General features: G+C 43.7%; 28 protein-coding genes. 4 read left to right on the plus strand and 24 right to left on the minus strand.

Translation table 11 applies throughout. From position 1 onward, the window contains the following. Nucleotides 1-128: 128 nt before the first annotated feature. Nucleotides 129-1214 (plus strand): diguanylate cyclase, encoded by a 1086-nt coding sequence (locus LCM10_RS03275; protein WP_224874676.1) that lies wholly within the window; start codon nt 129-131, stop codon nt 1212-1214. Between the two features lie 52 nt (nt 1215-1266). Here LCM10_RS03275 and LCM10_RS03280 read toward each other — a convergent pair whose 3' ends face one another. From LCM10_RS03280 to LCM10_RS03330, 11 genes are all read right to left on the minus strand, one after another. Then, complete coding sequence (locus tag LCM10_RS03280; RefSeq protein WP_224874678.1) at nt 1267-2985, minus strand: putative bifunctional diguanylate cyclase/phosphodiesterase; 1719 nt, start codon at nt 2983-2985, stop codon at nt 1267-1269. Between the two features lie 310 nt (nt 2986-3295). Beyond that, nucleotides 3296-3769 (minus strand): DUF4306 domain-containing protein, encoded by a 474-nt coding sequence (locus LCM10_RS03285; RefSeq protein ID WP_224874680.1) that lies wholly within the window; start codon nt 3767-3769, stop codon nt 3296-3298. A gap of 67 nt (nt 3770-3836) precedes the next feature. After that, entirely contained in the window at nt 3837-4061 is a 225-nt protein-coding gene (locus tag LCM10_RS03290; protein ID WP_224874681.1) for a hypothetical protein, read from the minus strand. 14 nt (nt 4062-4075) lie between these two features. Continuing rightward, entirely contained in the window at nt 4076-6226 is a 2151-nt protein-coding gene (locus tag LCM10_RS03295; RefSeq protein ID WP_224874683.1) for a penicillin-binding protein, read from the minus strand. A gap of 141 nt (nt 6227-6367) precedes the next feature. Continuing rightward, complete coding sequence (locus LCM10_RS03300; RefSeq protein ID WP_224874685.1) at nt 6368-6838, minus strand: hypothetical protein; 471 nt, start codon at nt 6836-6838, stop codon at nt 6368-6370. Then, on the minus strand, nt 6835-7026 hold the full coding sequence (locus LCM10_RS03305) for a hypothetical protein (RefSeq protein WP_224874687.1): 192 nt from the start codon (nt 7024-7026) through the stop codon (nt 6835-6837). Before LCM10_RS03305 ends, LCM10_RS03300 begins: the two co-directional genes overlap by 4 nt. A gap of 126 nt (nt 7027-7152) precedes the next feature. Beyond that, nucleotides 7153-7332, minus strand: coding sequence for a hypothetical protein (locus tag LCM10_RS03310; RefSeq protein ID WP_224874688.1), 180 nt, complete (start codon nt 7330-7332; stop codon nt 7153-7155). Between the two features lie 183 nt (nt 7333-7515). Beyond that, nucleotides 7516-7875, minus strand: coding sequence for a hypothetical protein (locus LCM10_RS03315; protein WP_224874690.1), 360 nt, complete (start codon nt 7873-7875; stop codon nt 7516-7518). Next, nucleotides 7868-8404, minus strand: coding sequence for a kinase (locus tag LCM10_RS03320; protein WP_224874692.1), 537 nt, complete (start codon nt 8402-8404; stop codon nt 7868-7870). The genes LCM10_RS03315 and LCM10_RS03320 overlap by 8 nt, the downstream gene beginning before the upstream one ends. 42 nt (nt 8405-8446) lie before the next feature. Then, entirely contained in the window at nt 8447-9238 is a 792-nt protein-coding gene (locus LCM10_RS03325; protein WP_224875586.1) for a phosphotransferase, read from the minus strand. A gap of 158 nt (nt 9239-9396) precedes the next feature. Then, on the minus strand, nt 9397-9849 hold the full coding sequence (locus tag LCM10_RS03330; RefSeq protein WP_224874693.1) for a GNAT family N-acetyltransferase: 453 nt from the start codon (nt 9847-9849) through the stop codon (nt 9397-9399). Nucleotides 9850-9975: 126 nt separating this feature from the next. Here LCM10_RS03330 and LCM10_RS03335 point away from each other — a divergent pair, with 126 nt between their 5' ends. Both LCM10_RS03335 and LCM10_RS03340 read left to right on the plus strand, forming a co-directional pair. Further along, nucleotides 9976-11046: a DUF3231 family protein gene (locus LCM10_RS03335; RefSeq protein ID WP_224874694.1), complete on the plus strand. Its 1071-nt coding sequence runs from the start codon at nt 9976-9978 to the stop codon at nt 11044-11046. A gap of 133 nt (nt 11047-11179) precedes the next feature. Beyond that, a complete protein-coding gene (locus LCM10_RS03340; RefSeq protein ID WP_224874695.1) occupies nt 11180-11674 on the plus strand; it encodes a L,D-transpeptidase family protein in 495 nt (164 codons plus the stop codon). 33 nt (nt 11675-11707) lie between these two features. On the opposite strand, the gene LCM10_RS03345 is transcribed toward LCM10_RS03340, so the two are convergent. Together LCM10_RS03345 and LCM10_RS03350 are read right to left on the minus strand one after the other, a co-directional pair. Then, nucleotides 11708-12130: a hypothetical protein gene (locus tag LCM10_RS03345; RefSeq protein ID WP_224874696.1), complete on the minus strand. Its 423-nt coding sequence runs from the start codon at nt 12128-12130 to the stop codon at nt 11708-11710. A gap of 26 nt (nt 12131-12156) precedes the next feature. Then, on the minus strand, nt 12157-12594 hold the full coding sequence (locus tag LCM10_RS03350; RefSeq protein WP_224874698.1) for an NUDIX hydrolase: 438 nt from the start codon (nt 12592-12594) through the stop codon (nt 12157-12159). 140 nt (nt 12595-12734) lie between these two features. Between LCM10_RS03350 and LCM10_RS03355 the strand changes: the two genes are divergently transcribed. After that, nucleotides 12735-13634 carry an alpha/beta fold hydrolase gene (locus LCM10_RS03355; protein ID WP_224874700.1) on the plus strand — a complete coding sequence of 300 codons (900 nt, stop codon included), beginning with the start codon at nt 12735-12737 and terminating at the stop codon, nt 13632-13634. Between the two features lie 48 nt (nt 13635-13682). Here the strand turns inward: LCM10_RS03355 and LCM10_RS03360 are convergent, their stop codons facing one another. From LCM10_RS03360 to LCM10_RS03410, 11 genes are all read right to left on the minus strand, one after another. Continuing rightward, nucleotides 13683-14090, minus strand: coding sequence for a DUF4181 domain-containing protein (locus tag LCM10_RS03360; protein WP_224874701.1), 408 nt, complete (start codon nt 14088-14090; stop codon nt 13683-13685). A 14-nt stretch (nt 14091-14104) separates the two neighbouring features. Then, nucleotides 14105-14455, minus strand: a complete 351-nt coding sequence (locus LCM10_RS03365; RefSeq protein WP_224874702.1) for a DUF4181 domain-containing protein — start codon at nt 14453-14455, stop codon at nt 14105-14107. A gap of 186 nt (nt 14456-14641) precedes the next feature. Beyond that, on the minus strand, nt 14642-15280 hold the full coding sequence (locus LCM10_RS03370; RefSeq protein WP_224874704.1) for a Type 1 glutamine amidotransferase-like domain-containing protein: 639 nt from the start codon (nt 15278-15280) through the stop codon (nt 14642-14644). A gap of 249 nt (nt 15281-15529) precedes the next feature. Beyond that, nucleotides 15530-15931, minus strand: a complete 402-nt coding sequence (locus LCM10_RS03375; RefSeq protein ID WP_224874705.1) for a GNAT family N-acetyltransferase — start codon at nt 15929-15931, stop codon at nt 15530-15532. Between the two features lie 78 nt (nt 15932-16009). Then, a complete protein-coding gene (locus LCM10_RS03380) occupies nt 16010-17797 on the minus strand; it encodes an ABC transporter ATP-binding protein (RefSeq protein ID WP_224874706.1) in 1788 nt (595 codons plus the stop codon). Next, complete coding sequence (locus tag LCM10_RS03385; RefSeq protein WP_224874708.1) at nt 17794-19533, minus strand: ABC transporter ATP-binding protein; 1740 nt, start codon at nt 19531-19533, stop codon at nt 17794-17796. Before LCM10_RS03385 ends, LCM10_RS03380 begins: the two co-directional genes overlap by 4 nt. A gap of 273 nt (nt 19534-19806) precedes the next feature. Further along, nucleotides 19807-20256, minus strand: a complete 450-nt coding sequence (locus LCM10_RS03390) for a hypothetical protein (protein ID WP_224874709.1) — start codon at nt 20254-20256, stop codon at nt 19807-19809. Nucleotides 20257-20343: 87 nt separating this feature from the next. After that, nucleotides 20344-20763, minus strand: coding sequence for a GNAT family N-acetyltransferase (locus tag LCM10_RS03395; protein ID WP_224874711.1), 420 nt, complete (start codon nt 20761-20763; stop codon nt 20344-20346). 26 nt (nt 20764-20789) lie between these two features. Then, nucleotides 20790-21197, minus strand: coding sequence for a hypothetical protein (locus LCM10_RS03400; protein ID WP_224874712.1), 408 nt, complete (start codon nt 21195-21197; stop codon nt 20790-20792). Nucleotides 21198-21438: 241 nt separating this feature from the next. Then, nucleotides 21439-21900 (minus strand): DIP1984 family protein, encoded by a 462-nt coding sequence (locus LCM10_RS03405; RefSeq protein ID WP_224874714.1) that lies wholly within the window; start codon nt 21898-21900, stop codon nt 21439-21441. Nucleotides 21901-22166: 266 nt separating this feature from the next. After that, nucleotides 22167-22412 carry a hypothetical protein gene (locus LCM10_RS03410; protein ID WP_224874716.1) on the minus strand — a complete coding sequence of 82 codons (246 nt, stop codon included), beginning with the start codon at nt 22410-22412 and terminating at the stop codon, nt 22167-22169. Between the last annotated feature and the right edge of the window lie 10 nt (nt 22413-22422).

Genomic DNA, 22422 nt, shown 5'->3' on the forward strand with positions numbered 1-22422 from the left:
GAACGTATATTCCCTTTTATTTCTTTAGAAAACATGTTCAATGAATGACTTCCCTCCCTTTTTCACAAACATTTCTTATAGTCATGCATATATATAAACAAGCATGCTATTTTGCAAGGGGGGTTAGAATGGCATTCATTGAGGATTTTTTTATTAATATTTGCATTCTCGTCTCATTCCTTTTCGTTTACACAGTCATTACGAACCAATCACCACTCAGCCGTGAATCCAGTGTGAAAACGAGAGTGACGGCAGGTTTTGCCCATGGGATACTTGGGAATCTACTGATGTTCTTCTCCATCGAACTAAACGAAAACCTTCTAATTGATCTGAGGAATATCCCGATCATCCTATCATTTGTATTCGGGGGCTGGCTTCCGGCGTTGATCAGTACCATTTTGGTGGTGGCAGGGCGTTTTTTATTTGGGGTCAGTACATTTTCCTTTCATGCAGTTTATATCATTTCTTCCATGTACGTGATATACCTTGTTTTAGACCGGTTGATCGTTAAGCGATTGCTAAAACAATTGACTATGAGCGTTGGATCGATTACTGTATTTGGTCTTTATTTCGCTCTCTTCATACACAATCCGGGACTCACAAAGGAAATCTTGCCGGTTTATTCCCTTGCGACGATTGCAGGGAGTATCCTCGGATATACCGTGAAAGTATACTTACGTGAAACTCAGACTCTCTTCATGCGGTATAAGCAGGAAACGAAAACGGATTACCTAACGCAGCTCGGGAATGTCCGCTTCTTAGATCAACAGTTCAACGGTTTGATCACTAAGGAATCAACGGAATTAACAACCATGTCGGTGATCTTGTTGGATATCGACTATTTTAAAAGAATCAATGACACTTATGGCCACGATAAAGGCGATGAAATCCTGAAGGAAGTTGGTCGGCTCATGAAGGCTATGACCAAGAAGTACGGCGAAGTGGCGTACCGTAAAGGGGGGGAAGAATTCTGCCTGCTGCTGACAAACCTCCCGTATGAAGATGTTCTCGCATTGAGTGAGGAAATACGTGCTGAGATGGAAGGTGCGCTTGCATCAGTGGTCACTGCTGATGTCCCCATCACTGTATCCATCGGAGTGGCGCATCATCCACATGTCCCAGTAAAGAACCTGTTGAAGAAAGCGGACACCATGTTGTATGAAGCCAAGAACAATGGCCGTAATCGCGTGGAATACACGACTGGTAGCATATAAAAGAAGGAGTACGGAAACCCGTACTCCTTTTTCAATCGTGCATCTGTATGGATCAAGAATCGCTCGTTTTCCCTTTTTGTAGAAAATCAAAGCATTCATCCGCAGGTAATGGGGGTGAATAATAGTAGCCTTGGACGAATGGACAATGTTGGTCTATGAGAATCGTCAGCTGCTCCTCTGTTTCCACTCCCTCTGCGACCACATTCAGTTGAAGTGCTTTTGCCAAAGCGAGGATCGAGAAAACAATCGTTTGGTTTTCATGATCTGTTTCCAAGTTTCGTACAAACTCCTGGGCGATCTTTAATGTTTGAACCGGAAACTTCTTTAAGTACAGAAGCGAAGAAAACCCAGTCCCGAAGTCATCGATTGAAACCGTAATGGACATGTCTTTTACACTATTCAACTTCTGTAGTACATTTTCCGTATCTTGCATGGCGAGGTTTTCGGTGATTTCAAGGTCGATGTATCGTGGGTCCAGCTGTATTTCGTCTACAATCCTCTTCAGGTCTTCTATGAAATTCAATTGTTGGAAATGGGACGGTGATAGATTGATGCAAATCTTGATGGGGGTGATCCCTTTGGAGTGCCATTCTTTCATTTGCCTGCAGGCTTCATATACCACCCACTTCTCCAACATGATGATCTGCCCTGTTTCTTCTGCAATCGAGACGAATTCACCAGGAGAAATGATTCCGTCATTGGGGTGATCCCATCTGATGAGTGCCTCAACTCCCACGACCTGCTGTGTACTGGTGTTGATCAACGGCTGATAATACAGGACGAATTCATTGTTTGCAATGGCACGGTTAAGTTCCTGTTCAATATTCGCCCTTCTTATGAATTCCGCTTGCATTTCACATGTGAAAAATGCATAGTCATTTCTTCCCGCTTTTTTCGCTTTGTGAAGGGCCAGCTCTGCATTTCTCATTAAATGGTCTTTTTCAACAGAATCATCGGGATATACGGTGATGCCGATCGAGCAAGCGATTTGCACTTCACTTCCCTTGATGGAATAAGGTGCCTGAACTTCCAGGATCATCCTTTCCGCAATTGTACTCAAAGTCTCTACGGTGGTGGAGGAAAACACAATGACGGCAAAATCATCGCCGCCCAGTCGCATAAGGATATCTCCTTTTCCTACTACTTGTTGGAGACGTTCAGCCACTTGTTGAAGCATGTGATCGCCCACTTCATGTCCTGACGTGTCATTGATCCACTTGAAACGGTCCAGATCCAGGTACATGATGGCAAACGGTTTTGGATCATCATTCGAAATCAGGACTGAAATATTTTCTTCAAACCACCGTCTACTGTATAGACCGGTTAAGCAATCATAATAAGTAAGCGTATGGATTTCTTCTTTCAGCTTACTAATTTCGGACTTATCTTGAAAAACCAACAATATTGATGGTTGGTCGTTGTACATGATGTGCATGGAGTGCACCTCGACTGCCTTCATTTCACATTCTGCACTGTTACATGTAATCAAGACAGGGGGATTGACGGTTCCGACCGGTTTAGGGGTGAAGCAATCATGGAAACAAGTGGCTCCCTCCGGCTCCATGAGGGGAAGTATGGGCTCTCCAATTAGACAGAATTTTTCCTTTACACCGAAGTAAGGCGCACTTTCCGTGTTACATACAGTGATCCTACCCTCTGTACAGATAACGGCCGGGTCCGGCAGAAATTCCACCAGTTCATGAAAACGCTTCTCGCTTCTTTCAAAAGCAGCAGCGAGTTTTTTATAAGTGAATCTATCTTTTTTACTCATAAAATCATAAACCTCTTCCCCTCTGAATCAAATTTGCCGTTCAAAAATCATACAGGAGCATCCTTTTTCCGAATCGCTGCCATCAGCACATTTCAGCTTGTATTATCTTATGCAGGAACTGTAAAAGAGTTAAAGATGAAATGAATAGGATTTATGAATGTGAGTTTGGGGTCAACAGAGGGAGGCTCAACTTTTCTGGAAAGTAAAAAAAGAAGCTTATCCACTGGATAAACTTCTCTTTGGATTGTGATCGTTTGCCATACATGTCGATCAATCCGATTTCCGTTAAATCTCCACCTTTTCCATTCCTTCATTCAGTCACTGTCCTCATGTTCTTCTTCATGAAGGTCCAAACAGCGAGGATTATGTGGATGATCGTGAGAACGCTGAAGATCCCCATGAACACCGTTCCACCCGTAGTCGATGGGTCGGTTAGTAAGAAACTAAGAACACCGTACATCACACTCGATACAGAGTGAAAAATCCCCATTTTTCGTTCACTGTTCCTAAAAACGATGATTCCAGTCAAACATAGAAGATAGCCTATGCTTATGATCATCAATGAAGGGAACAAAGGAGAAAACTTTGCCGCGTAGACAAAATGATCCCATACAGAAATGTCTGAAACAGTCAAAACTTCGCCATGTATTTTTTGTGAGAAAAATGCAGTATAGGGCCATTCATAAGGGTGTTCCCTGATGGCGCTACCTTCATACCAAGTAAACAGTGATGAGACGGCCAGTAGTGTGATGGCAGAAGCGTATTGCACGAAAAATTTCATCATAATATTCTCCTTTCTGAAGAAAAAAGAGCGATCAAGCGCACCATTGTGCCTTCAAAATCAATCTCACTCATAACATGAACCAAAGAAATAGTCCGGTGATGATCACTAGGATACCGCCCATTTTTTTGGTGAATTGCATAATATACCCGATCACAGTGATGAAGATGGCCATCCATTTCCAGTCGTAGTTGTCCGGCAACTCTTCAGCGATATAGCCGATCCAGGTAGCAAAAGCTAAAAATAAAATCACCACAGGCATAAGCATGTTTACAATAGCCCAGATGTATTTCAACGGCAACGCTCCTCTCACTGTCCAAAAGGTTCGAATTCCACCACCAGCTTTGTACCTCTTTTGATCTCAGAACCAGGTTTTACACTTTGCCTCTTTAGATAGCCGTGTCCCTTAAATTCTACTTTCGTATCCGTCAAGCGTACGAATTTTTGTACATCCCTTACGGACCATCCGGTCATATCAGGAACAGTTGGATAGTCATCTGTCATTAATAAGATCTTTTCCTTTTTTAATAAAGAACCGTCCGTCGATTGAGCAGTGATTTTCTTGCCCTTACCGATGGTGACCGGTTTTAACCCGAGGTCAGTCAGCTTCTTAACCGCTTCTTCGGCTTGTTCTTCCGTCATGTCTGGCACATCCACGGACTCCAGTTCCGGAGATGTAGACGTGCTTTCAATGTTCAAATATTTCAAGCTGTTTTGCATAACAGGATTGAAAATCTTGGCGACCGGGATCGACCCCAACTGTCCGCCGAGGTCTGGTTGCTGAACACCAACATAAACGACCAATTTCGGATCATCCGCAGGCGCCATTCCAAGGAAAGAGAAGAAGTAATTATCATGGCCGGTCATATACCCACTTCCATTAGGATTTGGTATTTGAGCGGTACCGGACTTGCCGGCAACTTCGTATCCGTTGATCTTGAACGGTTTACCTGTCCCTACGTCCGACGTGACGGTTGTGGCAAGGTATTCCCTGCTTTTGACGGCAGCTTCTTTACTGATCGGAGTGCCTGTCGATTTCGGGCCGTATTGCTTAATTACCTTTCCTTCATTACTGTCCACGATTTTTTCTACCATATACGGTTTCATCATTTTGCCATCATTTGCAACGGCGGATGCCGCTTGGACCATTTGCATGGCAGTCACCGTCGTCCCCTGCCCGAAGATTGTGGTGTATCTTTCGATGGGATAGTCATAAAGGATCCTTCCATTTGATTCATTCTCCAGTTCAAGACCGATTTTTTCACCAAAACCGAAAGAATGTAAATATTGAAGATATTTCTTTTCGCCTATCTGATCGAGAAGTTCTGCAAATGCGACATTTGATGAGCGCTGGAGTCCTTCAAGGTAGGTGATGCTTCCCCACCCGTTTCCGTAGTTCCAATCCTTTATGGGAAGCGGGTTTCCTTTCACGTAGAATTCCCCTGAGTTATAATGGGCATTCGGCTTGAAGACACCGGCATCCACGGCAGCGGCAAGAGAAAATGTCTTCATCGTAGATCCTGGTTCATAGGCGGTTTGCATCGTGAAATTCGTCCAGCTGCTCTCGACCCCTTCCGAAATATTCCGATTGAAGGAAGGTCTTTGTGCGACTGCCAATATTTCACCCGTCTCAGGGTTCGATACAATTGCAAACGCTTTTGCCGGATGGTATTCTTCATAAACACTATGTAGGGCTTCTTCCACGAACGATTGAATCTTCTCATCGATGGTGAGATAGATATCGTTCCCGTTTTTCGGTTCCGTCACATGATTTTTCGAATTAGGGAGGATATACCCCCATTTATCACTCTCAAAATCTACTTCCCCGTCTTTTCCCTCAAGGAAATCATTATAGCTTTTCTCGATTCCCAAAATCCCTTTGCTTGTCACGTCTCCATCGTCCGATACCTTTTGCTGGGCAATCCCGATTAAATGAGCTGCGAGGTTGCCATTGGGATACGTCCGTTTCGCAACCGTTTCAAAGGTGATGCCCGGAAGTTCCTCTTTCTCGATTTCTTTTTTGACAGAAACAGAAATGTTCCGGCCGGCTTTTCCGAATTCGACCTGGAATGCCCCTTTCTTCTGCAGTCGATTCAGGATTTCTTTTCGATCCAATTCGATGTACTTTGAAAGAATCGAAGCCGTCTTCTCTTTGTCCACGACATGACGGGGGGCTTCCGGGTCGGTTGTCACACTATCAGAGAGGATGGCAATCAACTTAAATGTCGATGAGTCTTCAGCGAGGATTTCTTTGTTGCGATCATATATCGTTCCCCGGTCCGCTTGTAGAATCTGATTGGCTGCATACTTTTCCGAAGCCTCCGCTGCCAGGTCTTTTCCTTCTATTTCACCCGTCACTCCGATGAAAATAAATCTTGATAGAAGTGTTAAGAACAGCACTCCAAATACAACGAACATGATGGAGGCGGCAAAATTCATTTCCTTTCTCTTTCTGATCATACAGGACATCCTTTTATGTAGTGTTTTAGTTGTGATGTTGAAGAATGCTTCAGTCTGTTGATGATAGTAGTACTCTATTAAGTTATTCTTTATCCTCATTATGACAAAACTTGCTAAAGCATACAATCCCTGCTTGGAGCTTTAAAACTCAACCTCTAGGTCATCTTTTATACGAGTTAATAATTCCTCATGGGTGTCTGTGGTAACGAGTGGTTTTTCCCTCAATTGATCCACTTCCCTATGAGTGAAGATGATTGTGCCGTCCTCAAGGAACACAAATCCAAATGGGACCATCCCTGTAGTCAATTGTTTCGTTTTCGAAAAAGAAAACATATAGGCATCCTGTGATTCCATTAAATCAGTTGCCTTATTACTGCTGATTTCCATTGCTTCGATGCCATCAAGGGAGTCGATCATTCGATTGATCTTTGATTGATCGGTGATCTCTTTGGTCAGCTCTTCCCTAGAGGTGAAATTTTCAACTTTTTGGACAAACAGCAATTTTGTATCCCCTTTATTGTCAAAATTGATTGTCTCTACCTTCCCATTGCAAGCGGTCAGAAGTTGTAAGGTGACAATGAAAACGAAGAAGGTTGTGAATTTCTTTCTCATTGCAATCTCCTTTCGTTGTTTTTCCCAGGTTCACTTTGTATGGAAACGGGTTCATCATCTGTAAAACCATCCTGGATGAGCTGTTGCAGTTTTTCCCCACCGAATAGAAGCAGCGAAAAGATCATAAGGATCATCAAAATAAATGAGCCGAAGATGATGGAAGGAAACAGTCCTTGTTTTTTCAACATACTTCCCCCTTGTTAGTGGTCTCTCATAGTTAGACGTCAATTCTTACCTATTAGTTTCAACTATTTTGGTATTTTCTCATAAAAAAAGCGCGATACAGGATCGCGAAAGTGGGAATGGGATGACCTTCATCCCTTTAAGAAAAGGAATATAATGAGAAAAATGATCAGTCCGATCAAGAAAAGCGGACCCAACCCCATGCTGTAAACAAAGTAGACCTTTACGTGAAGGATGATGCGGACGATATGGATGATAAGTATGCAAAAAAGGATTACAATCGCAGCATTGACTTGATTGCTTCTATACAAGGAATCAGCCCCCGTCAAGAGCTTATTTCGTACAAGTTGGACTTGTACAAGGATCTTTGTATATACGTATTTGGGGGCGGGACTTTTTATTCATGCATATTTGATTAATTTGGTGTGGATCTATCCACAGGACCAGTTTCTGTCTCTTCCCTGTTTTCAACAGAATGGAATTGATAGAGATCATTAATCCATCGTTAGTATTCTCTGTACACGCTTCTTTAAAAAGTGGTATTGCTGTTCATTCGTATCTAGCATTGCTTCATCTCGATTAGAACGTATATCCATATAGGTGATGCAGGTATCAAATTGGGAGGCTGTAAAGTCATATCGCTTACCAGAAATGATATTATAATAATGCCATCCTTCTGGAAGTTCCGTTTTCCTGATCTCTCCGCCTAAAAGATCGTGAACGACAAGTGCGGTTACCCCGCATTGCCCTTTTGCGGGTGTCTCCTGTGTCCATTTACTGCTGGAATGAATGGACCAGGACTGAATAAGAGATTTATATAAACGTTCAACTTCCTGGCATTCGTCGTTAACCATTGTTTATCTCCTCATCAAGTGATCTTTCCATCACCGTGCTCAAATGCCCTGTGATTAAATGAAAGACATCACTTTCTGTCATATCATCCCTTATGAGAGCTTCACCCTCGAGCCCGAGTTTATCGTCCGCAACCCACCATCTCTTTAAGGAATCCACACCAAAATCCGACTTCTTTGGACTTGCATTGTGACGCCTGACTGTCTCTGCAAAGGATAAATCAAAATAATAGGTAAAGGCTTTATGATCAAAAAAATTGATTAATTGGAGAAGCATTTCGCCATAGCGCTTCTTGGCTAAGATTCCTTCCACGATGACGTACTCACATGTCCCTTTCCCGTATTCTGCAATTTGACGGATTAAGTCGATCGAGAGGTTTCCGTCTCTGTCATGCACCTTCAACATGTCCCTGCGGACAGTATCCTGCGACACGAGAAGTGTTCCGTGTCCTAGATACTTTTGTAGGTACTTGGCCGTCGTTGTTTTCCCGCTGCCTGAATTTCCACGGATAATGATGAGTGTCGATTCCATATTCATTTTCCCCCAAGTACATCCCAATTTATCAACAATGCATTAAACCCAATCATGACCGTGCTTTTGTATGAAGGCGATGTCCTCTCGATAATGTTCAAGATGACCTTCCTCGATCATGCGCTGAAAAGCTGGATCTCCTTCGCACGCTTTTCTCTGTATCGTTTTAAGAATTCCCTCCAAGCGGAGTATGACCATGTCGATTACCCCTTTGTCCTTGTTAATACCGTACGCTTTAAAGAAGAGGTGAATTCTATTTTTGATCATTTCAGCATGCATTGACGGGTCATAATGGATGGCTTCCCCGTCTGCCGAATATTTGATCCTGCTTAAAGGTGTACATGTGTAAAGGGTATAGGCAATGTCCCAGAGCCTCGGACCCGGACCAGCAACGTCGAAGTCGATGATTCCCACTGGTTTTTGCTTGTTGAAAATAATATTGTAGATCGCAAAGTCGTTGTGACAAAGTACCTCGAATGGCTGAGGTGTGTTGTCGATCGAGGTCCAATCATCCCCATATTGAAAATCACTTACAGCATCATGGTAAAGCCGGAGCATACGGGCGATCTCTATTAAAATATCGTCCGACCACATGTAATCCTTGAGAGGATAGTTCCCCGCTTCACCCTCGATGAATGACAAGACTTCTCTTCCCTTTTCATCAACTCCCAAAAAATTTGGAGAGTGGGGATATCCTCTGCTCTCCAGATGTTCAAATAGTCTATGAATCTTTTGACTATCGGGCTTCATTTCGCGGCGGACGGTATTTCCTGCACGATAGACGTTTGAAACGTTACCGCCTTCAAGTTTTTCTTCTTTTTGTTGGTTAGACATTGTCATAAGCGGTCTCCTTCGTTGAAACGAATTGGACAGCCATTTTGTATGACTGTCGCTGTTTGTTATGTATCACATTTGAGATGATGGACTGAACTCTTTTTATCTAATTTACATAATGTTATAATGATTAACTTTTGTTCGTTATTGCTACAAATCTATCCTAGTGTTTTAACCATGGCCATTTCTTTTCCAAATCGATCCCCATGATCAACAAAGCCTAGGCTTGAGTAAAGTTGCTTCGCTCCTTTATTCTCAGGATTGAATCCTACCACAATGTTCTTTATTCCTGGCAAATCCCTCATGGCTGCAATCATTAATTGGGTTGCAGCTTTCCCTATTCCTCTTCCCTGGTATTCTTTGTCTACCATGATTCTGTACACCCAATAACCATCAAGTTCTTCAGGGACGGTGTTGTACATCAGAAAGCCGACAATCCTGTTTTCAAAATAAATCGCATAAGGTTTCAAAGTGACTTCAAATTTAGATTGTGCGATTGACACAGCATTGGATTCAATGAACGTTTCTTGTTCTTTTGATATAGCCAATTGACAGCATCCATACCAGTTCTCATTGTTCAACCCTTCAATTCTTACACTATTCTTGTTCATTTGTTTTCTCCCCACCAATATTGTTTAGACTTATTCACTATATCATATGTTTGAAATTAATCCTTATTTTGGAATATTGTTTTTCTAAATCGACATTGCTTCTTCCGGCTGGAAAATGGAAATAAAATGGTTACAGTACTCATCACTGGTAAATACTATCTTTATCATTTCAACGAGGTGAAGAAATTGAGTGCAGATGGACGCATTGTACCATTAACGTCGGGTGAAATCGGCGTATTATGGTCGGGATATATAGGAGAAACCGTCATCAAGTGCGTGATGGAGAGTTTTACGAAGAATGTAGAAGATCGTGATTCAAAAAAATTATTAGAGATGAACCAAAAGCTTGTCGATGAGAGAGTGGAAAACTACAAAGAAATTTTCAATAGGGAAGGCATGAAAGTCCCTAAAGGATTCGGGGAGGAAGATGTTTTCCTTGATGCACCAAGGATGTTCTCTGATAAATTCTACTTATTTTATTTAAAAGAGATGAGCAGATCTTCCATCATCAATTATTCAAATGCATTGTTCGCGTCACACCGAAGGGACATCCGGATGTTCCTTGCAGACAGTATGAATGAATATCTTGACGTATTCAACGCGGCAATTGAGGCCTTGCTGGAAAAAGGAATCGTGATCAGGACACCAAGCATCCCGATCCCAAAGGAAGTCCAGTTTGTCCAACACAAAAGCTTTCTCGGAACATTAAAGAAAGGGGCAAACCGACCGATTTCCGCGCTTGAAATCAAAGAAATCTACATCAATCTTGACACAAATATGCTCGGGAAATCATTGATGATCGGATTCAGCCAATCAGCGAAGTCGGATGAATTGAGGGAGTATTTGTTGAAAGGGCGAAAAATAGCGCATAAGCATATTGAGATTTTCATTAATCGATTGACGGATGAAGACCTTCCTTCGCCGCAACTATGGGATCCTGAGGTATCAGAATCCAAGATCCCTCCATTTTCCGATAAGCTGATGCATTATCATACAGGATTGGCCGCCGCAAGTGGATTGGCGAACTACGGGACTGCGCTATCGCAAATATCCCGCAAGGATCTTACACTAGCCTTCGCCCGACTTGTCGTGGAAACAGGAAAGTTCTCTCTCGAGGGTGCGAACTTGAGTATCAAAAAAGGCTGGTTGGAGCAACCTCCACTTGCCCCGAATCGGGATGACCTATCCGCCAATTAAATGACAGATTAAAACAGAGAAGCCTTAACGTTAACAAGGTTTCTCTGTTTTAATTTAACAGATGGCGTATGAGCGCATTCGACAAGCCCTCCACATACACTATACATTATGTGTGAAAAGGCGGTGTTTCAAGATGACTCATACTGTCAAACCTGGGGAAACTCTTTCTCAAATCGCACGGGATTACCGGGTCCCCCTGCAAACCATCATCCTCGCCAATCCCGGAATCAATCCCGATATCATCTATGTTGGCCAGCGCATCATCATCCCAGGAATCCCTGATCCCGCTTCCAATCCGTATCAAATTGACATATCGGTCAACTCTAGGACGCTAAAGCTACTACGGAACGGCATGCTGCAAAAACAATTCCCCATCGCTGTAGGCAAAATGGTTTCCGCCACTCCTTTCGGGAACTTCATCATCATCAACAAAGCACCCAACCCAGGCGGGCCTTTCGGGACGATGTGGATGAGTTTATCAAAACAACATTACGGCATTCACGGTACCAACAACCCGAGTTCGATCGGTAAAGCCGTATCGAAGGGATGCATCCGGATGTATAACCGTGATGTGGAAGAATTGGCACGTACCATACCGATTGGCACGCCGGTTTATATCCATCCTTAAAATTGATATCTTAGAGGAAATGAATAGCCTCCTCTATTCATTTCCAGAAACCGTCCCGAACGAAACTTCTTTCCCATTTTCAAACAGTTTCAGATTTTCGTAGGAATCATCGGTCTCGATCTTGTACAGTAATTCATAGTCGATGTTCTCGTTGGAGTCGTCGCTCATCTCCTCTCGACTGTAAAGCACCTTCACTGTATTCCCCTCTTCTTCCACTTTCACATCGCTGAAATGACTCGCTTCTTCCCCTTGCTTCACGTTACTAGCATTAAAGTACACGTAGATCGCTTTCGTTCCATCATAATAGAGGTGGACCCCGTTTTCTTCTTTGACGTCTTCAATGAACGTTTGAATCGGTTCGGATACCTCATCCTGGCTGACTTCAGAAACGTCTTGACTTGAAGCACACCCCGCCATTGATAACCCCAAAAATGAAGCGAACACTAACTTCTTCAAGTGAATCCCCCCTCTCCGGTTGTATATTAAGTGAACGAATGAGAACTCTTTAATTTCTCCTCCGCGATTTTGATATTATTCTTTAAGTACACTGGTATTTCTTCGTGCGAGAGGATGTCAGCGGTTGTCATCCAGATGACGTCCGACACTTCTTCCTTGCTTTTCGGATAAGGTTCCCCGGAGTGGAAATGGCATAGAAAAACGATATCGACTACATGGATTCCTGTATCGGTTACAAATGATGAACTGTTAACATAGGTCAGCCCCGTTACCTCTGTTCCGACTTCTTCTTGAATTTCACGTTTCAGTGTCCGCTCCAGAATATCGGATGAAACGCCTTCCCGGTCGCATTTCCCTCCGACAAGCGAAAGACAGCCTGCGGCATGCTCTTCCTTCTCGCTTCTCCGGATCAGCAACCATTTGCCGTTGCGGTGAATCGCTCCTTCTACATTAACGATGAACATATGCTTCCCCCTTTTTATCACTAACCATATTTTAGCATATGTTTCCTTCGAGAGATTCCTTTTCGTTACTATCTTTGCATTATTCTGGTAAAATATGTATAATGTATACTGGAAATTAATAGAGTGAGAGAGGGTATCAGATGATAGGTGAATTAATTGAGATTAGAGGAAAGAAGCTGTATGTTGAAGTCCATGGACCAGAAGATAAACCGGCAGTCCTGTATCTTCATGGAGGACCTGGAGAAAGTTGCCACGACTTTTCGTTTCATCAATCGGAGAGGCTTGGTAAGGATGTTCGGTTGATTGCCATCGATCAGCGCGGTGTATGCAGGTCCGAAGTCATTGGAGAAAATGAAGAATTTGGATTGAACGACCTGATAGAAGATTGTGAAGCATTAAGAAACCATTTCAATATAGATACATGGTCGGTCATCGGTCATTCATTCGGAGGTTTCCTTTCACTACTGTATGCATCACAATATCCACAATCCATCAGAAAAGTGATTCTTGAAGGTCCGACACTCGATTTTGAATTAACATCTCGGAGCTTGATTCGAAAAACCGCCCATCTTCTGAAGAAGCATGGAAAACCAGAGCTATCTGCCCGCGGGATGAGCCTTGCAGAAAGTGATGTGAGTATTCGGGAATTGACTGAGCAATATATGGCATTGAGTGATGAGCTCGGCGATAACAGGATGGAAATCTACAGGTATAATCACGATGCGCCAACAGATTATTTATCTTATCATACAGAGGTAGAATGGGATGAATTCTATGATCGCTCCGACCTTCATTACAATCTCCTCCGTGAAGAAGGAAAGATCTTCGACTCCCTGCTGCACTTGATAAAGGAAGTAGAGAATCCGATGCTGATGGCGATTGGAAAATACGATGCAGTGCCATGTGACGTACATATTAACACGTTTAAACGGGATGCCGTTAACGGGAGCATTCACGTTTTTGAGGGTAGTGGACATACTCCGCATTATGAGGAAGCGGATGAGTTCCGGAAGGTTGTGTTGGAGTTTTTGGGAGCATAACGACAATGGTGGCCCAGTGGATATATTCACTGGGCCACATCAATTTTTCTAGAAAATCAAAAAATTCGATGAGAATAATAATACCAGGAGTATAACGGTCAATCCAATTTCCATTAACGTATAAGCTGACTCACGCTTATTCTCTTGATGCTTCCATTCCATATAAGCTTTTAGTAGTTGAATGGCCACATAGAAGACAGAAATAATGAAGTATGGCTGAAAGTACCAACGACTACTCGGTTCGAACACAACCACCAGGAAAAAACCTGTTACCATGACAATGGCGGCAATCGTCCGGATCCACTTATCCCACTTCCTGTGTTTTTCATTCACAAATTCTTCTTCAAACATCTTCCGTTTCTCTAAACCTAGCAAACTGCTCGTCACTCTATGAAAGAGGAACATGAGACCTATGTATAAACCAATCACTAATAGTAGTTTAAGAATAAAAATCAATTCTTCCTCCCCTTTTAAATCAATAAATCAAATGCGTAGCCGACCGAGATGAAAAGAATGAAGAACGCAAGTCCCACACTTAATATGATGTATTCTTTGGTATCACGGTTATATTTCCATTCCATGAATGCATCTAAAGCGAATAGCACGACGATGATTAAAGCACTGACAAGTGGATTTTCAAAGAAAACGACAGTGACGAAAAAAAGTGCCCAGCCGAAGCGAAGTAACCACGTATGAATCGTGTTGACCCCTTTAATTCCTGGCGTTTTCTTCACTGGTATGTTCCACTTTTTACGGACCGATCTTTCGATGATGAAGAATAAGATTAACGAAATAGCGGTAAAAATGATGAAATTGATCATGGATGCATCCCCCCCATACTCATGGTCTTAGTTTGTCACTATGTGCTCAAATGGTAAGTGCCATTCCATGCCCGGTATCATTTAGCGGTAGCACTTGAACGAGTCTCCTTCCCTCTGTAGCATGTTGTTCATCGGTGACTTTTATATAGAGTCTTTTCTAGTTCCTCATCGTAGTGCCTACACACTTCAGTCAAGAATCTCCACAATATCCCCTATAAAATGGACTCCGTCAGAATCAATGATGACCCCATCGCCGTCACTGCCTGCGAGCACCTTTGTTTTTGAAGCTCTTGCGTGTTGAACGACTGCACGTTTATACTTCTCGTCCCAGCGGTTGTAGTGTGGAAGGAACTCGAAATCCGCCAAATCCAACGTATCAAGGCGATCTTGTCCCTCATCACCTATAAACAGTTCAAATAGCTTCGCCGTCTTTCCAAGCTGAACGGCCCCGCCACTCACCCCGACAATTGTACCGCCGTTCACATAATAATGTCTGAGTGGTTCGACCATTGCCCTGTTACGAAGTGCTCTCCTGAAATACAGCGGATTTCCAGCAGATAGATGAATGACATCGCAGTTTAACAATTCCTCCATTTTTGATGCATCGAAATCACTGTATAAGTCAAAGAACAGTAGGTCAGTGACACCGTATTGCTGGTAGTAAGATTCTTTTTGCTTGAAGTAAAGTCTTTCAGGGTCCTCGGTTGAAGGAAGATAACCGATTTTCATGCTTTCGGGTTGTTTGTTGGCGAAAAGCCGGTCATCCAGCCTTCGATTGCCGGGTGATTCAGCTATTTGGTCACTGTAAAAATATAGTTCCCCCATGGGACACCTCACTTTCTATGTAAATCGTGTGAATACATACGACGGACAGCTCATTTCAACCTGATGCTTGGGTTCAGTCAGGGAATCTTTCGAAACGGAGCGATAATCTTCGAGAAATGCTTGGAAATCTTTCAAACTTCCGATTAATCTTCCATTTAAGGGAGAAAATCTTTTACTTTTGAAAATAATTCAGTCACTTACCATTTTTACCCTTTTATTATCTCAAAAGATCAGATTTGCAACAACCGCTTATTTAACTTTCCTATGCATGACGAATTGCGATTTGCTTGCCTTGAAGTGATTCTTTTCGTAAAACGGAATCAGGTCTTCCTCGCAGAACAAGCTGATAACATCGATGTGGGATAGATCTTCAAGAAGAAGTGCCACCAGTTCCTTGCCGATGCCTGAGTTCTGAAATCTGTGATCCACCACAACATCTTCAATATACGCCCTGAATATACCATCAGTTACTGCACGGGCAAATCCTACGAGTTCATCGTTATACCAAGCACCAACTGCACAGCCTTCTATCAACAGCTTCTCGATATCAGTAGAATCCCTTTCTGGCCACCACCCTGCATCTCGATAGAGTCTCATCAACTCATGTGCACGAATTTGTCTTTCGCTTACTTTCTTTATCTCTATTTTCATGTAAATACCCCTTTCAACATTCACCACAGAAAAAAAGCCAGCCTTTCCATAGGTGGAAAGGCGAGGCTAGCTATCTATCTATGAAACATGATCAACCGCTGTACCGCCAATCTCGACTTCGCGGCCGAACAGTCGTGTATAAACCCCATTTACATCAGTGAGAAGCTCAGTATGTTTGCCACTTTCGACGATCTTTCCGTGTTCCAATACGACGATGTTGTCCGCTGCGAGGACCGTTGACAATCGATGGGACACGATGATGATCGTTTGATTCTTGCCGGCTCGGAGCACGGCTTCGTTGATTTTGGTTTCGGTGATGGGATCAAGTGCTGAGCTTGCTTCATCAAGGATCAAGATCGGAGCGTCCTTCAGGAGTGCCCTTGCTAGTGACAAGCGTTGCTTCTGGCCTCCTGAAAGAAGGCTTCCCCTCTCTCCGACTTCAGTATCGAGTCCTTCCGGCAAACTATCGATCATTTCACCCAAACCGCTGTCAACAAGCGCCTGCAAACATTCCTCATCCGTCGCATCGCGTTTCCCGATCTTGAGGTTATCACGAAGAGTACCACTTCTTAATAGTACATCCTGAGTGACGATCGCCATTTGCGAACGGAGCCAGCCTGTGTCCCACTCACGAATATCCCGGCCGTCGATTTCAATCGTGCCATGTTTTGTATCGTACAATTTAAACAGCAGGTCGACGATAGTGGATTTCCCTGATCCGCTCGGGCCGACCAGTGCCCATTTCTCGCCAGCCCCAACATCAAATGATACGCCCTTCAAGACGTTTTCTTCTTTTCCAGGGTAGGCAAAACTTACATTTCGAAGAGATAAACTCCCAACAGCGCGATCTCCCTTCACGCCTTCTTCCATTTCGGCTTGTGATGCATTTTCTGAAAGAAGCAGTTCAGAGCGATCCAATGCGGGCCCGGTCCTTCTGACAGATAGCCAGTTGCGGAGGAGCCTCTGCATTTCATTGGCTGCAATCGTCACGAGACCGCCGGCTGTCAGCATCTGACCACTTGTCAAATTTCCATTCCATATAAGTAATGTACTGATCAAATACACAAGTCCGAGTGCAAATCCGTTATAGCTCGCGATGACGACGACTGATTGCATCCTTGCCTTCAATTCACGGATCGAGTGCTTGACGAAACTGTCACGAATGGAAATGACACTATCCACTTCGCTTTCTGACACGCCCATTACTCGTGATAGGTGGATGCCAGTCACAGACTCTCTCAATCGCTCAAGATAACGTGAAGCTTCTTTCCTCGCATCGGCGGACGCAGCCCTTGTTCTTGCCCCGACGTAATTAGACGTCCAGTAGAAGATGACGCCGAGTACGACGCTTGTGATCATCAAATACGGATGAATCCATAAGAGCACAAGGCTGTAGATGAAGACCCCTTGCACGCTCGCCATGAATGTCGATCCTTCCCATGCGAGGAAGTTGTGAAGGGTGTCAGGGTCATCCGACACCCTTGCAAGCATTTCACCGGTGGAGTTATTGTGGTAAAACGAATACGGTAAAATTTGCAGATGACGGAACAGACGAAGCTTCTGCCAGTTGGTCACGGTCTTGGCGGTCTGATGACAGAAGTATTCATCTATGACCATCATCACTAGATCCAACACGGCTGAAAGGATCAATAGCCACATCAGTCCCCAAAGCCAATTGTAATTCTCATTCGGGAGGATCGTATCAATGAGCCAGCTGAGGGCGAGCGTCGGGATCAGCGCCGAGAACACTTGGCTGATCGCAATGACAATCGAGTCTGCAATGACCCATTTTTTGTATGGACGAAGAAAGGAAAGTACCCTTCTGCCGTCCCGGTTCTTCGGTTGGGAAGCAGTAGACGCGCTCATCCTATCAACTCCTTTTCCAATTCGCTGTATTGCGCTTTGTATAATTCATAGTATTTACCTCTCATCAAGAGCAGCTCTTCATGCGTACCGGATTCTGCAATCATCCCTTGATCGAGAAGGATGATTTTATCTGCATTCCGGACCGTGACGAGACGGTGTGCAATCGTGAGCGTCGTCCTGCCCGGAATGAGCTGTTCGAGCGAAGCCTGCACCCGTTCCTCTGTTTCACCATCAAGCGAGGAAGTGGCTTCATCAAAGATCAAGACAGGCGGTTGTCTTAAAATCGCACGCGCCAGCGCCACCCTTTGTCTTTGACCTCCGGAAAGCTTCAAGCCCCTCTCCCCAACGATGGTTTCATAGCCGTCATCGAGTGAATCGATCAATTCTTTCAGCCCAGCCGCTTCAACCGCCGTGTCGAGCTCTTCCTGAGTGGCATCCATTTTTCCGTATAAAAGGTTTTGGCGGAGCGTATTGTTTAGTAAAAAGGTTTCTTGTGACACCACGCCTACCTGCTGCCTGAAGCTATTGCGATTGTAGTCGAATAGATTCTTGTCATCGATATGGACGGATCCCTGCTGTGGTTCATATAAACCGAGCAGCAGCTGGACGAGCGTACTTTTCCCACCTCCGCTCGTACCGACGATTCCAATATGGTTTCCCTCGGCAACCGACAGTGACACGCCTTTTAACACTTGCTTATCATTACCAGGATACGAGAACCATAGATTCTCAAGGTCGATCTTCCCTTTTACTCCACCGAAGGAAGGAAGATTCTCTTCGTGCTCCTCTGGTAAATCAAAATATTCATAGATTCGCTGAAGCGCAGGGATGGCCTGCTGAATCGTCAGTGCATGCTCTGCCATCGAACGTACCGGCATGAACATGATCGGAATGAAGGTCAGGCAGGCAACAAGTGTCCCGATGGTGATGCTCCCTTTCCAGATCGCGAGCCCTCCGACGAGCATCACGACACCGGGAGCCGCAATATTGAATAAATTCCCAAGGCGCCAGTTGACCTTACCAATCAATGCCGCTCGGATGGAAAACTGCTTCCAGTCTGTCAGCTTTTTCTCCTGTGTTCCCACTTCAATATCCTGCGTCTGATACGTCCGCACAAGACGGACGCTCTCGATGCTTTCTTGAAGGTGCTGATACATATCCGCACTCATTTCACGCTGGACGGCGCTCATCTTCCGCATCTTTTTTCCAAGCATAAACGATGGCAGGATGTAAATCGCAAACACGGCAAACATGACGATCGCAGCCGGCCAGAACAGCACGAAGACGGTGGAGAATGCCGCCACTGCACCCACGACCTGCTGGAGGATGCGTGGTACGACGGTATTATTCAGATTCTGTATCGACTCGACATCATGCGTCAACCTAAAGAGCATATCCCCCCTCGGCGTCTTCGAGAAGAACGACATCGGAGTACGGTGCAACCTTCTGAACGCACGGATTTGCATGTCGGTGATCACATCGAGTCCGATCTTGACCTGCACATATTCCTGCATTGTCTCGAAAAGGGATTTTCCGAGATAGGCACCGAGGATCCCTGCAACCACCCAAATCAGGAAATTCAAGTCCTCTCCGACGATGACATCATCCACCAAGCGTTTCACCAGGATGGACGGCACAATCGTGAACAATCCTCCGATGACGGAGAAGCTCAGTGCCACCAGAAGCATCCGCCAATAAGGTTTAAAATGATTGATTGTTGTCTTTAATAAGTTCATGTTGATCCCCCTCACAAGATTCAATTTTATACCAATACATGAAATTATTCACTACAATTTCGTTCGCTCTTTTCTACTTATTTTATTCGGTAAAGAGGAGGAGGGCGTCGGCTTATTGGATGGATGTTGACTGCGACTTTTGGCGGAGAAGTTTGATGTGTATTTTCGCAATAGCAAGACCCATACACACCACCTTGAATAAAGAAAAGCGCTCAAAATTTCTGAGCGCTTTCATTATCTTACTTTTACTACTGCTATTGACCTTACTCATGTTTATTGAGCATTTCTTTCAAATAAATCATCCCATGATCCATTAAAATCCTTCCACTCACCGTTCTCGAATATTTCTAACAATTCGCCGTTTCCTGAAACGAACTCAATGGTCATGTTGTGATCTTCGTATGTTGTAACCGGTAATGATACCTTCACTTTGGTGACCGTGGTATCTAAGATGGAAGCATAAGCATTTCTTAGTTCGTCATCCCCTTTGATGATTTCATCATTGATTAGTTTATATGTTCTTTTAGATTCTAGCTTTTCACGTAGCTTCATCTGTTGATGGATGATATCAAAAAGCTGATTAGCTGATAGTATTTTGGTTTCGGTCGTGGTGATTTTACTATGTTTAAATGAATAAAGCCTGGCGTGAGACGCGATTTTTGTTATATTTGCCAATATGAAGAGTAAAGTGATGATTCCCAGTATGATACTCATTTTCTTCATCGATTCATCCCCTTTTTTATCATGATAGATCGTAAAGCTTTAACTTTGAGAACCAATCAAGTTAAAACAGGGCCAAACATAAAGGATCTATTCCAAATATTCATTCGCCAGCTCCCAGCGCAAATACCTCGCCATCCCTGTCTTCACCTTACGAAAACCATGCTTCCTGTAAAATTCTTCATTCCCTGTAGTAGATATCAAATGCACACAAGAGACACTAGAAAGCTCGATCAGCATTTCATCCAGTATCCTTTTTGCAATCCCCTTTTTCTGATAATCATGATGGACGACAAGATCATAGATGGCCGCGTTGAAAACACCGTCGGAAATCGCACGTCCGAAACCGACAATCCTTCCGTCCAGTTTGACCAAGACTTTGATGTTGCTTGCTGAAAAGACCTGGTTTATGATGTCTTCGGTATGCTTCTTCCAGCCCACGGACTGATACACTTCTTGCATTTCAATAAGGTCTTCCCGGTTGTAGTCCCGTATTATTTCAACATCCACACTCTTTTCCTCTCTTCTTCTGGGAGTCATAAATGCTTTAAGAGGTAAACGACAAATAGTGTTATATAGACTGTATCGGCTGCAGCTAGATACATGAGCAGATGCGACTTCTTTAATTTTTCAATTGAGTAATTGAACAAGCAATCATAAAGGCTGAAGATGAATAAAACGACGGATACGATGATGACAAGGACGTTTTCTGTCATCATGGAAGCCAACAGATAAATCAGCCACCGCCTGAAGAAATTGAAGAGCAATACAATGACGTCCATGGAAAAAGAGGAAGGGTTGATTTCCAGTTCCTCAACACTAATCTCATTCAGTCCACGCTTGATTTTCTTGTATTCCCGCAAATAGCCGAGATTGATCCAAAGGATGATCGCACAGTAGATGATGAGAATCATCTCTTGGTTGGTTGTTATGTAGTCTTCCATTCAGTTTTGCCCCCTTCGGCAGAAGGCTTTAATCCCCTATCCACCCTCACGAAAATGAAATCAATACCCGGTTGTAAGTGGTGCATGTAAGTTGTAATGCTGTGACAGTACTGGGTATTAGTTGTCAGTGGGAGGAGTTGAACCTCCAGGGATCTACCCCGAAACCCCTACCATCATTGCAGCCTTCACCCGCTGCGAGGTTCGGTATTCGCCTTTCATCTTCGCTACCAACTTTATGAAGCTATGATTCTACAAGATCTGTTTTCCAGTTCAATTCCTGGATTTTCATATCAAGCCTTCTGTACGTCATGGACAACTTATCGACATATTTCTGCGTTTCCTTCACATTGATGGTTGTTACATTCTTGATCTCGGTCCTGGAATAGCGATCATGACGCATCGTTGCTTCTTCGAGCAGGTCGCTGTATATCTTTCGTTCCTTGCCGATTAAATCCCTCTTTGTCAAGGCATCTGCCAGCGTCTGCCCTTCATCGAATGCAGTCACTAAATTCGTCTTATTGATGTTTTGAATCAGATCTTTAAGATGATTCAGAAGCTCCGTCAACTCTCTCATCAATACTGCAGGTTCTTCATTCGGCTGGTCCCCTTCTTGCACTCTTACATTTTGAACCAAACGATTTTTTATATGTTCCACTCTTTTTTGATAATCTGAACGAATGATCAAGGCTTCCGCTACCTTCATGGAAACTACCTCCTTTTGTTTATCAAATGATGAATACTCATAAGACCTAATTCAAACCTTCAATCCATCTACCTAGCCCATTTATGATAAAATGGGGATTGCTTCAGCATCGAAGGAGGTACAAGCATGGGTAGAAGGGTGATCCTGTTATCAATTCTGTTGATTTTTCTAGGAATTGGATTAGGTGTGTTATTCAGTTAAAGATATGATGATTTACATAGTCGAGGGTGCAGGCCAGGCAAATTGGCTGGCCTGTCTCTGAAGAATTAGCCCCCGATCCCCTTTGCCAACAGTAAAAAATAAGCAAATACGAGTACCGTTCCATTTAATAACACCCCGGCAGCACCGGTTAACCACTTTCTTGATAAAACAGCAAACAGCACTCCCAGTGCCGAAAGACTGCCCAATGCGATAATCATGAATGAAAGACTGGCATCGGGTCCCCTAACGATGAAAAATACAGCGACACTGATCAACACCATGGACAACGAAAGAAATCCAAATTTATTCATCCTGATTTCA

This window comes from Rossellomorea aquimaris (genome assembly GCF_020171925.1).
GTDB classification, from domain to species: Bacteria; Bacillota; Bacilli; order Bacillales; family Bacillaceae_B; genus Rossellomorea; species Rossellomorea aquimaris_F.

Bases quoted from the DNA above. Each gene is read 5' to 3' on its own strand.
- LCM10_RS03275 (WP_224874676.1), top strand. From the start codon at position 129: ATGGCATTCATTGAGGATTTTTTTATTAATATTTGCATTCTCGTCTCA.
- LCM10_RS03280 (WP_224874678.1), bottom strand. From the start codon at position 2,985: ATGAGTAAAAAAGATAGATTCACTTATAAAAAACTCGCTGCTGCTTTT.
- LCM10_RS03285 (WP_224874680.1), bottom strand. From the start codon at position 3,769: ATGATGAAATTTTTCGTGCAATACGCTTCTGCCATCACACTACTGGCC.
- LCM10_RS03295 (WP_224874683.1), bottom strand. From the start codon at position 6,226: ATGATCAGAAAGAGAAAGGAAATGAATTTTGCCGCCTCCATCATGTTC.
- LCM10_RS03300 (WP_224874685.1), bottom strand. From the start codon at position 6,838: ATGAGAAAGAAATTCACAACCTTCTTCGTTTTCATTGTCACCTTACAA.
- LCM10_RS03305 (WP_224874687.1), bottom strand. From the start codon at position 7,026: ATGTTGAAAAAACAAGGACTGTTTCCTTCCATCATCTTCGGCTCATTT.
- LCM10_RS03315 (WP_224874690.1), bottom strand. From the start codon at position 7,875: ATGGTTAACGACGAATGCCAGGAAGTTGAACGTTTATATAAATCTCTT.
- LCM10_RS03320 (WP_224874692.1), bottom strand. From the start codon at position 8,404: ATGGAATCGACACTCATCATTATCCGTGGAAATTCAGGCAGCGGGAAA.
- LCM10_RS03325 (WP_224875586.1), bottom strand. From the start codon at position 9,238: ATGTCTAACCAACAAAAAGAAGAAAAACTTGAAGGCGGTAACGTTTCA.
- LCM10_RS03330 (WP_224874693.1), bottom strand. From the start codon at position 9,849: ATGAACAAGAATAGTGTAAGAATTGAAGGGTTGAACAATGAGAACTGG.
- LCM10_RS03335 (WP_224874694.1), top strand. From the start codon at position 9,976: ATGGTTACAGTACTCATCACTGGTAAATACTATCTTTATCATTTCAAC.
- LCM10_RS03340 (WP_224874695.1), top strand. From the start codon at position 11,180: ATGACTCATACTGTCAAACCTGGGGAAACTCTTTCTCAAATCGCACGG.
- LCM10_RS03350 (WP_224874698.1), bottom strand. From the start codon at position 12,594: ATGTTCATCGTTAATGTAGAAGGAGCGATTCACCGCAACGGCAAATGG.
- LCM10_RS03355 (WP_224874700.1), top strand. From the start codon at position 12,735: ATGATAGGTGAATTAATTGAGATTAGAGGAAAGAAGCTGTATGTTGAA.
- LCM10_RS03365 (WP_224874702.1), bottom strand. From the start codon at position 14,455: ATGATCAATTTCATCATTTTTACCGCTATTTCGTTAATCTTATTCTTC.
- LCM10_RS03370 (WP_224874704.1), bottom strand. From the start codon at position 15,280: ATGGGGGAACTATATTTTTACAGTGACCAAATAGCTGAATCACCCGGC.
- LCM10_RS03375 (WP_224874705.1), bottom strand. From the start codon at position 15,931: ATGAAAATAGAGATAAAGAAAGTAAGCGAAAGACAAATTCGTGCACAT.
- LCM10_RS03380 (WP_224874706.1), bottom strand. From the start codon at position 17,797: ATGAGCGCGTCTACTGCTTCCCAACCGAAGAACCGGGACGGCAGAAGG.
- LCM10_RS03385 (WP_224874708.1), bottom strand. From the start codon at position 19,533: ATGAACTTATTAAAGACAACAATCAATCATTTTAAACCTTATTGGCGG.
- LCM10_RS03390 (WP_224874709.1), bottom strand. From the start codon at position 20,256: ATGAAGAAAATGAGTATCATACTGGGAATCATCACTTTACTCTTCATA.
- LCM10_RS03400 (WP_224874712.1), bottom strand. From the start codon at position 21,197: ATGGAAGACTACATAACAACCAACCAAGAGATGATTCTCATCATCTAC.
- LCM10_RS03405 (WP_224874714.1), bottom strand. From the start codon at position 21,900: ATGAAGGTAGCGGAAGCCTTGATCATTCGTTCAGATTATCAAAAAAGA.
- LCM10_RS03410 (WP_224874716.1), bottom strand. From the start codon at position 22,412: ATGAATAAATTTGGATTTCTTTCGTTGTCCATGGTGTTGATCAGTGTC.